10 protein-coding genes are annotated in these 10,100 nt (G+C 35.8%); 8 read left to right on the forward strand and 2 right to left on the reverse strand.

Annotation, left to right across the window (positions count from 1 at the left end; all coding sequences use genetic code 11):
* The first annotated feature begins 123 nt into the window (after positions 1 to 123).
* The 4 genes from FTT77_RS16520 (at position 124) to FTT77_RS16535 (ending at position 5,518) form a co-directional block, all read left to right on the forward strand.
* Positions 124 to 384 (forward strand): hypothetical protein, encoded by a 261-nt coding sequence (locus FTT77_RS16520; protein ID WP_038349994.1) that lies wholly within the window; start codon positions 124 to 126, stop codon positions 382 to 384.
* Positions 385 to 637: 253 nt separating this feature from the next.
* Positions 638 to 1,804 carry an efflux RND transporter periplasmic adaptor subunit gene (locus FTT77_RS16525; RefSeq protein ID WP_052232764.1) on the forward strand — a complete coding sequence of 389 codons (1,167 nt, stop codon included), beginning with the start codon at positions 638 to 640 and terminating at the stop codon, positions 1,802 to 1,804.
* Positions 1,804 to 4,905 carry an efflux RND transporter permease subunit gene (locus FTT77_RS16530; RefSeq protein WP_038349993.1) on the forward strand — a complete coding sequence of 1,034 codons (3,102 nt, stop codon included), beginning with the start codon at positions 1,804 to 1,806 and terminating at the stop codon, positions 4,903 to 4,905. The genes FTT77_RS16525 and FTT77_RS16530 overlap by 1 nt, the downstream gene beginning before the upstream one ends.
* Positions 4,906 to 5,059: 154 nt before the next feature.
* Positions 5,060 to 5,518 (forward strand): DUF523 domain-containing protein, encoded by a 459-nt coding sequence (locus FTT77_RS16535; RefSeq protein WP_077170035.1) that lies wholly within the window; start codon positions 5,060 to 5,062, stop codon positions 5,516 to 5,518.
* Between the two features lie 126 nt (positions 5,519 to 5,644).
* On the opposite strand, the gene FTT77_RS16540 is transcribed toward FTT77_RS16535, so the two are convergent.
* Positions 5,645 to 6,433: an aminoglycoside adenylyltransferase domain-containing protein gene (locus FTT77_RS16540; RefSeq protein ID WP_180081700.1), complete on the reverse strand. Its 789-nt coding sequence runs from the start codon at positions 6,431 to 6,433 to the stop codon at positions 5,645 to 5,647.
* 251 nt (positions 6,434 to 6,684) lie between these two features.
* Between FTT77_RS16540 and FTT77_RS16545 the strand changes: the two genes are divergently transcribed.
* A complete protein-coding gene (locus FTT77_RS16545; protein WP_005005990.1) occupies positions 6,685 to 7,488 on the forward strand; it encodes a DUF4942 domain-containing protein in 804 nt (267 codons plus the stop codon).
* A gap of 194 nt (positions 7,489 to 7,682) precedes the next feature.
* On the opposite strand, the gene FTT77_RS16550 is transcribed toward FTT77_RS16545, so the two are convergent.
* Complete coding sequence (locus FTT77_RS16550) at positions 7,683 to 7,976, reverse strand: hypothetical protein (RefSeq protein ID WP_005005987.1); 294 nt, start codon at positions 7,974 to 7,976, stop codon at positions 7,683 to 7,685.
* Between the two features lie 221 nt (positions 7,977 to 8,197).
* Between FTT77_RS16550 and FTT77_RS16555 the strand changes: the two genes are divergently transcribed.
* The 3 genes from FTT77_RS16555 (at position 8,198) to FTT77_RS16565 (ending at position 10,028) form a co-directional block, all read left to right on the forward strand.
* Complete coding sequence (locus FTT77_RS16555) at positions 8,198 to 8,605, forward strand: hypothetical protein (RefSeq protein WP_005005986.1); 408 nt, start codon at positions 8,198 to 8,200, stop codon at positions 8,603 to 8,605.
* A 65-nt stretch (positions 8,606 to 8,670) separates the two neighbouring features.
* A complete protein-coding gene (locus FTT77_RS16560; RefSeq protein WP_065995118.1) occupies positions 8,671 to 9,141 on the forward strand; it encodes a hypothetical protein in 471 nt (156 codons plus the stop codon).
* A gap of 11 nt (positions 9,142 to 9,152) precedes the next feature.
* Complete coding sequence (locus tag FTT77_RS16565) at positions 9,153 to 10,028, forward strand: hypothetical protein (protein ID WP_081406141.1); 876 nt, start codon at positions 9,153 to 9,155, stop codon at positions 10,026 to 10,028.
* The last annotated feature ends 72 nt before the right edge of the window (positions 10,029 to 10,100 follow it).

The raw sequence follows: 10,100 nt of genomic DNA on the forward strand, positions 1-10,100 counted from the left end.
TCATTCGAGTCTAGACAAAATGACACCAAATGAGTTTTACTATGATCAGCTACCCCAACAAAACAAGGTGGCTTAACTAGAGCGGAATATCACTTATAAATACGCTTTTAGTTGTTCAAACAAGTGGAACCACCTCTGTTTACAGTTGATGAGTGGAATCTTTTTAAACAAGGATATGCTGAATTTGTAACGCTGACAGATCTTGAAAAAGAATATTGGTTTATTGCAATTGAGCATATTTTTGTAGATGAGGTTATTTGGTTAATGGCAGATTTTTCTGAAGGATGGAAAATGCAACATCAATTAGGAATTTATTCATCAATATTCAAATGTATATTGACCCCTAGTGTACTGCAACAATATGATTTAGAAATCAATACTTAGCTTTAAGATTTTATGTCATCAAACCAGTGAAAATGAAAACCTTCCGTTTTTTATTTTATAAGTCACTATTTTATTAACTTAGAATATTTAAATCGAATGATTTAAATATTCGTTTAATACAATGCCTACTTCACTTATATAGTTTAAGCAAAATGTCACTTTAGTAAGCTCTTCACCAGTTAATCTAAACTTTAGTTATACCGCTATTTATCATTTAACTGTATGAGCTTAACCCTATTCAAAGATGGAAATTATGAAAAAAAGTCGTTATTTAGTTAGCTCAGCTGGCATTATGACTGTGCTACTAATAGGCTGCTCAAAATCAGAAAATGCAGAGCATCATTCAGCAGATGCACCGTTAGCATCAGTAAGTGTAATGACTGCCCAAACACAATCAATAAATCTGATTGAAAATCTCCCTGGGCGTGTCACTGCATATCGTATTGCTGAAATTCGCCCTCAGGTTGGTGGCATAGTAGATAAAGTTCTATTTAAACAGGGTACTTATGTACATGCAGGTCAACCACTTTTTAAATTAAATTCTGAAATATTTCAGGCTGATGTCAAAAGTAATAGAGCAACTTTACATCGTGCTGAGGCTGAAGTAACACGCCTTCAAATTTTGTTAAAACGATACGCTGAACTGGTGACAGTTAATGCAATTAGTAAGCAAGAATATAACAATACTGAAGCAGAATATCAGAAAGCAAAAGCTGATGTTACTCAAATGGAAGCGATACTTTCACGTCAACAACTTAACCTAAAATATGCAACAATTACATCGCCAATATCTGGAATTATTGGTGAGATTTTAGTGACTGAAGGTGCATTAGTCAGCCAAGGTGATACTAAAGCCATGGCAGTAGTACAGCAAATTGATAAAGTGTATATCGACGTAAAACAGTCAATTACTGATTATGAAAAAATACAGGAAGCATTACAACAAGGGAATTTGTCAAATGCTAGCCATAACGTTGAAATACTAAATAGTCAAGGTAAGCCATACGATGTAAGGGGTGAAATTTTATTTTCAGACACTAAAGTAGATCCCGATACTGGTGATGTGACTATCCGTATTTTAGCGAATAATCCTAGTCAAAAATTGCTTCCCGGCATGTATGTCCGTATCAACATGAGCCGAACAAAAGTTGATAATGCGATTTTAGTGCCAGAGCAAGCTATCCAACATGATATTAGTGGTAAGGCGAATGTAACTATTATCAACCAAAAAGAGCAAGCACAAAGTAAAACTGTGCAACTGGGTCAGCGTTATCAAAATAGTTATGTAGTCACGCAAGGTATAAATGCGGGTGAAAAAATCATTGTCGAAGGTGTAGACCGTATTCAACCTAATCAGCGACTAAAAGTAAAACAATGGCAAGCACCTATAACGAATAATGAAAATGGGGGGCAGCAATAATGTCTCAATTTTTCATTCGTCGACCAATTTTTGCTTGGGTCATCGCCTTATTTATTATTTTATTTGGTGTATTAAGTATACCTAAATTGCCAATTGCACGCTTTCCAAGTGTAGCTCCACCACAAATTAGTATTACAGCAATGTATCCTGGAGCTACACCAAAGACGCTCAATGACAGTGTTGTAACACTTATTGAAAGAGAAATGTCAGGTGTTAAGAATTTACTGTATTACAGTTCAAGTTCAGATACCTCTGGTAGCGCTACTGTTACTGCTACATTTAAGCCTGGTACAGATGTAGAGCTTGCTCAAGTTGATGTTCAAAACAAAATCAAAGCAATTGAGTCGAGACTACCTCAACCTGTTCGACAACAAGGGCTTATGGTTGATGCAGCTTCATCTGGATTTTTGATGATCATAGGTCTGAACTCCCCTAATCATCAATATTCTGAAATAGACCTAAGTGACTACATGACACGACACGTCATTGAAGAAATCAAGCGAGTTGATGGGGTTGGGAAAATCCAGAATTTTGGAGCTGAAAAAGCTATGCGCATTTGGGTCGATCCAAATCGTTTAGTATCTTATGGTCTGAGTATTAAAGACGTAAATACGGCTATTCAAAATCAAAACCTCCCGATTTCACCTGGTCGTATAGGTGATACACCTGCCCTCAAAGGACAGCAAATTACGATTCCATTAACAGCACAAGGGCAATTGGAGACTGTTGAACAATTTAAAAAAATTAGTTTACGTTCGAATAAAAATGGGGCAACTGTACTGTTATCAGATGTGGCTCATATTGAGGTTGGTGCGCAGTCTTATAGTTTTGCCATTTTAGAGAATGGTAATCCATCTACAGCAATAGCAATACAAATGAGTCCCAATGCAAATGCCGTTAAAACTGCTGAAGGGGTAAAGGCAAAAATCAACCAATTGAGTACTTCATTACCTGATGGAATGAAATTCTCAATCCCTTATGATACTGCACCATTTGTTAAAGTTTCTATTCAAAAAGTAATTACAACATTGATTGAAGCCATGGTTTTAGTCTTTATTGTAATGTTCATATTTCTTCATAATGTTCGTTATACCTTAATTCCAGCTATTGTTGCTCCCATAGCATTGCTAGGAACGTTCTCTGTAATGCTACTTGCTGGCTTTTCTATCAATGTCCTAACCATGTTTGGTATGGTGCTGGCGATTGGGATCATTGTAGATGATGCCATTGTAGTGATTGAAAATGTGGAAAGAATCATGGTATCAGAAGGCTTGTCCCCTGCAGATGCCACCTCGAAGGCGATGAAAGAAATTACGAATCCGATTATTGGTATTACTTTGGTTTTGGCTGCAGTATTTTTACCAATGGCTTTAGCAAATGGTTCAGTAGGGATTATTTATCGCCAATTCACTATCACAATGTCAGTTTCGATTTTATTCTCAGCATTCCTAGCCTTAACTTTGACACCTGCTTTATGTGCAACCATGTTGAAACCAATAGATAAAAATCATGTGAAAAAAGGTGTTTTTGCTTGGTTTGATCGAAGTTTTGAAAAATTAAATAATCGATATGAACATGGTTTATTTAAAGTCATTAAACATAAAAGAACGGCTATGCTATTTTTTATAGGCATTGTTGTTGCACTTCTTTTTTGTTTTAAACAAGTACCTACTGCATTTATGCCAGAAGAAGATCAGGGTTGGTTTATGACATCAATTCAACTTCCTTCTGATGCCACACAAGAACGTACCAAAAAAGTTGTTACTGAATTTCAGGAACATCTAAATAAAGAAGTTGGTATTCAAGATAATATGGCGATCTTAGGCTTTGGATTTAGTGGTTCAGGGCAAAATACAGCAATGTATTTTACCAATTTACTCCCCTTTGAGGACCGTAAAATTACTGCCCAACAAGTCGTGGATAATGCGAATACTGCAATGGCTGACAGCTCGGAAGGCCAAGTAATGTCTGTATTGCCTCCAGCAATTGATGAATTAGGAAGCTCTTCTGGATTTTCATTACAATTGCAGGATGTAGGAAATATTGGCATGCAAGCATTAGCACAAGCCCAAGATCAATTACTCAGTTTATCAACTCAAAGTAAAAAAGTTGTAGATGTTTACTCTGATGGTTTACCAGATGGAAATTCTGTACAACTCAAAATTGATCGTGAAAAACTACAAATATTAGGTGTTAACTTCAGTGATGTTACCGATATCATTTCTACTTCAATGGGTTCAATGTATATCAACGATTTTCCAAATCAAGATCGTATGCAGCAAGTTATTGTTCAACTTGATGCCAAATCACGTATGAGTATTGATGATATTTTACAAATCAAAGTAAATAGTCAAAGTGGTAAACTGATTTCTATGTCTGAGATTATTACTCCAGTTTGGCAATACTCCCCACAACAATACAATCGTTACAATGGTCGTCCATCTTTAAGTGTTACGGGTAGTCCAGCACCTGGTATATCTTCTGGTCAAGCAATGTCAGAAATGGAAAATTTAATCAAACAACTTCCAAAAGGTGTGGGGTATGAATGGAGTGGTATTTCTTTAGAAGAAAAACAGGCTGAATCGCAAACTATATTTTTATTACTTCTATCTATGCTCGTAGTATTTCTTGTTTTAGCTGGGTTATATGAAAGTTGGTCCATCCCTCTTTCTGTTATGTTGGTTGTACCTCTAGGGCTTATAGGTGCATTTATAGCTGTAATGATAAGAGGTATGCCCAATGATATTTTCTTTAAGGTTGGTATGATTACCATCATTGGATTATCAGCGAAAAATGCCATTTTAATTGTTGAATTTGCTAAGGCTCTCCGAGAAGATGGGATGAGTTTAGTTAAAGCAACCGTTGAAGCTGCAAAATTGCGCTTGCGTCCAATCTTAATGACTTCTTTAGCATTTACATGCGGAGTTATTCCTTTAGTTTTTGCAAGTGGTGCGAGTTCTGAAACCCAAAAGGCTATAGGTACTGGCGTATTTGGAGGAATGATCAGTGCAACTCTTCTTGCTTTAGTGTTTGTCCCTATTTTTTTCATTATTGTTATGGGAACTGTTGATAAATTTTCTAAACAAAAAGGATCAAACTAATCTATAAGCTTTGTGGGTTAGAAAAAAAATAACTCACTTTGCATTGATCATATTTAAATTCTTGTTTTATCCATAGCACTAACCTATTAATTTTAAAAAATAATAGGTACTGGCTAAATAGCAAATCGATACATATCTTTTTCATAGAGGAAATATGATTTTAGTAAGTTCTTGTCTGGCTGGCTTAAAGGTACGTTATAACGGGACGCATAGCTTAAACGAAAAAATCGAAAAATTAGTCAAAGATGGAAAAGCTACTATGGTATGTCCAGAGATTCTTGGCGGTTTATCAACACCACGCGAACCTGCCGAGATTTCGGGAGGTAATGGCGATGATGTCTTAGATGGAAAAGCCTGTGTAATTGAAAAATCAGGAAAGGATGTGACTTCAATCTATATTGAAGGGGCATATAGAACTTTAAAAAAAGTTCAATTATTAAAAGCTACTCTGGTAGTGCTTAAAGAAAATAGCCCTTCATGTGGTAGTTCAATGATTTACGATGGTCAATTTAATGGGAATAAGATCTATGGCAATGGAGTTACCTCCGCTTTGCTTAAACGTCATAATATAAAAGTCATTTCAGAAGAAACTTTTTGGCAACTTTTACCCTAGTTCCTCCGCTTTTATTTAAAATCTTCATGCAACTCCAACCACGCCCCCCTTTGCAATATCAAGTCTCTTCGGTATTTAGAGATATAGTGAGGTAATAATCTAAGAAGCATATCCATTACTTCCACATCAGTTAAAAAGTAGTGGTTCAATTTTATGCTGTAATTCTTTAACAATTTTAGCAAGCTGATCATGTAAAACTAACCAACATTGCTCATGACCTTGCCCAATATATTCATCTATTATGAGTTGCAAAATGTCTTGATCTATCTGACTTAAGAATTCTAAAAACCATGTCGCAGCAACATCCTTGGCAACTATTGTTTTATGATCTAATGTATAAGCTATACGGCATAGCGCTAAAATTTGATTACATTCATCCTGATCGTCTTTCCAATGAGCAATAATTTGTGGATAAGTTTTTTGCATGGCAAATATTAATTGTTCATAGCTAATTGGATTTAACCAATCGCAAATATCAGGTCCAAAGATAGTAATGTTATGTAATTGGGCAGTTTTAAGTAAAATACTAATATCTGGATCAGGTTGACTATAAAGTAATTCACCTTTGAGTAATTCTTCTCTCAACCACTCGCCATATTGTAGCTGATATGTATATGGATGATTTTTATTGGTAATACTCCCTTTTTCTAATATCGTAATTTCTAAGGCACGCGCTGTAGCATGACCAATCGGAACAGATATATTTAGAAAATTCTGCGCTAATTGTTTTCTTTCCTGATCGGTAATTTCACGTTCAATAATAACTAAAATATCAAGATCACTTTTATGTTTTAAACCACCATCAACATACGAACCATATAAATAAATAGCATAAAGCTTATCTTTAAAATTTTTTTGTAAAAGCTGTTTTACACTTTCAACTTGGCGACACTCTTCATCATTTAAGCTTTGCATATGATTTTTAATTTAAAAAAATAAGTAATGAATTCATAGAGCATTATACAGAACACTGGCTAACATAGCCAGTGGTATTAAAAGGAATTTTAAAGGTTGAGCCATATTCCACTACACCAAGTTTTAAGCGTTGTGCTTATTTAATTTAATTATAGTGAAAAAGTTAGCTTATAAATTTTAAAAAAAAATTAATGACCATGGTTTTTATTAAAATATCTATATAGACAATTAAGCTAATTAGGTGGGCAATTATGAATATGTTGGTAAATATAAAAAGAGAAGTGCAAGCATCTGAATTAGACTTTATTGAAGTCGAAAAGCTAATTTTGCAATGCGAAAAAGCAAAATCGTCAATAAAGGTTATTTATGAAAGCATCAAAGATATTGAACTTGATGCTTACCAGATTGTGAGTGCAATCACCCGAAAATCATATTCATCATCATTCAATACTGAAGAATCTGCTTTAAAACAAATATCGTCATGCTTCTGGAGGAAGTTAACTGAGATCATCAATCTTAGAAACTTTATATCTGAAAAAGAATATGATGCGTTGTCAGATAAAATTGCTCGTCATGAAATTGAAGATTTCACGATGGATAACGTGAATGTATTTTTAGAATCTATCTGGTCTACGCGCCACATGGCATATGCTCGTAAAGTTGATTCATTGTTTTGCCAATTATCAAGCAAATACAAAACCAATCTTGGTGCTGGTATTAACCCGTGCGTGATCATTCATCACAATAGCTACCATTCTTATTGCAGACGAGATAATTTAGTGGAAGAAGTACGCTTTATAGCAAGGCAGTTATTTGGCAAGCCTTTAGACCACACTAGATTAGATAAACTCAGGTTAGATCGTGGTATCTGGCATAGCATTGATGATAATTTATTACGCATTAAGATCTACGAAAACGGTAACTGTCATATCTTGTTTAATCAATGCGTAGTTGATCGCATTAACCAGGTATTAAACCTGTTATATCCGAATCAAATTGGCATAGATCCAAATGTAAAACACAAACGCCGTGCGTATGATGAACCCATTTTATAAAGCTCATTAAAAAACCATCAATTGTTATTGTGGTTTTTTTTAGATATATACGGTACTAATTTTGCGATCGTGCCACTGGTGAACATACACTGACCATATCACTATGGATACTTGGGATAAATCATATCCCTTAAAGGCAGATTTAAATTTAGACTCCATTTTTCGGAGCTGCATTCTCTTATCACGAGATGGCTCTAATTCAATATCCCCAATGAATTGAGAATTGCAATAAGATCTTGTTCAGGTGTATCAGCAAGCACCGTCACGTTATAGCCACCGCTAAACTGGTGTAATTCAGCACAGTACTCAACATCAGACGCCGTGAGTACCAATTCAACATCAAAATATTGAATCACTTTAAGCACCTGGTACTTTGCTTTAAAGAATCCGTTGTTTTCAGCTAACTTCATCGCTTCAGCAATGGTGATGTTTTCAAGCACAAGACGGTCTTGAGCTGGTTCATCTTCATATGTTTTAAAACTTAACAATTTAATTAAACTTAATTAATTAACTAATTGCTCGTTAAATTATTCTTAATGCATTACGGCGATACGGCTAATAGAAAAATCATATTAGTACGCAAGCGATGTTTTTTAATTGATTAAAAAAAGATTGAAAATCTTATTTTTCGAGAAAGGTTTGCCAGGTTGTGTTTTCCCATAAAATGAAACTATCAAAAGCAGAAAGCTTAAAACTTGGAGTGAACAGCATGTCAAATTTAAACGCTCAATCAGTACAGTTACAAGGCACTTTATACATCGGTTTCCCTAAAACTTTTAGCGGTGCTCACATGGAAACATTGTTTGATGAAATCTCAGATTACATCGACAACAACTGTGATTTAACCCTTGCGGATCTTCAAGCGGATAGTGACTATGCTCAACTTCAATTTCAACAGCACATGCCGACATTGGCTGATAAAACAAATTTCTTCTTCATGGACGTTGAAATCTATGTTGCAACATTAAAAGAAAACTTTGGTCATACATCAGTACTCGACCAAGTTACCTCAGTAAATATCTTTGGCAAAAACCTTGAAGACATTTGCACGTTAATGGCTCAAAACGGCTACGCATACGACCGTATAGAAGATTGTTGGTCACGCGAACTTTCTTAATTCAATTCACCCATACGCACGGATAACGTGCGTATGCCACTGAATCACATTTGAGGATATAAACCATGCAAAACCTAATTACAGCGCATTGCGAGCTAACCATCAAACATGATGAAAAACAGCAAAAAAATGTCGGGCCTGTTGTTGTGACGTTTGGGGCGATCTTTACTGCTGAGTCGGTGAATGAACTGTTTTGCGCTATATGCCAAGACGGAATCAGATTTAAAGCAATCTATAACCCCGACAATATGTATTTTTTACGCCATGAGCTAAGCCCAATTGCTGATTTGTCAGTTAAGACAGACCAAGACGGCAACATTATTGTCAGTGTGATTGCATCCACTAGCCCATATTTTGAGATCAAAGTACTAAAAAATGGTTTTACCAACTCAGACACCTTAAATAGTTCTGCGATTCGCACGTTGGTTCGCAACCATCAAAGCCCATTCCAAGAGCAAATTTCTGACTACTTTGAAACAGACCAAATTTTTAAAACCATGCAAGCAATTTTTGCACAGACGTATTTAAGCCGATAAGGAACTTCACCATGACGACCGCTACTGCTACCGCTGAAAAGACCGTGTTCAAACGTGAAACGTTGGAGCTGAAGAACATCCATGTTTACACCCAAAACGACCGCATTAACCAAAAAAGTCGCGTTGGCGACCGTGCATACGACAATGGATTAGTGAAGGACATCCTGTTCAGCCCTATGCTTTGGGCTACCCCTGAATTTTCATCTAGCTATGTTACTCAGATTCAAATTAAAGGCACACGCATTTATGATTCACTTTGCAGTTATACTGGCGTTCGCACCTATTTTTATAAGTTGTCAGACAGTGAGTTTGGGTGCATGTATCAAAAACGTCCGTACCCACAAAACGACTTTCTCTTAATTTTTGCAAACTTAACGCAAATGTTTAACGATGCAGTTTGTTACTTTGGAAACAACAGTAATAAAAACGCTTTTAAAGGTCTAGATTTTGACATCGAATGCGGTGTTTCACGGTTCAATTTACAGCAACGCTTATTAGAGTTTTATAAGAAGTCTAAACGCCAATTGACCATCAGTGAAACAACAAGCGGGATGCTTGGTGACTCGAATCTTCGCTATAACATCTTTGTTCGCAACCAACCAAAATTGGACAAACACGGCAAGCCGTTAAAATGCACCAAAAAACTCATTAAGCTGTACAAAGAGCGTGGCACAGTTGCGATCTATGGCGGTGACTGCATTTCACCACTCAAGCTCGTTAAACACCAACAAATCAAGCTAGAGAGCGAAAATGGCAAGTTTTCATATACGACTGACTTCATCACGTTGTACTCAGTAGAACAAGACATGTACACCTTATATATTCCCCACTCTATTGTAAACAAGACATTTTTATCTTTTATATTCAATGGCTTATTTTCCTGCTAATTGGTAATACCATGAAAAATACCATGCTCAGAAAAGGCTTAACAATATTTTGAAAAATTGCCTACTGAGCGC

This window comes from Acinetobacter sp. YH01010 (assembly GCF_013420775.1).
Classification (GTDB): Bacteria; Pseudomonadota; Gammaproteobacteria; order Pseudomonadales; family Moraxellaceae; genus Acinetobacter; species Acinetobacter amyesii.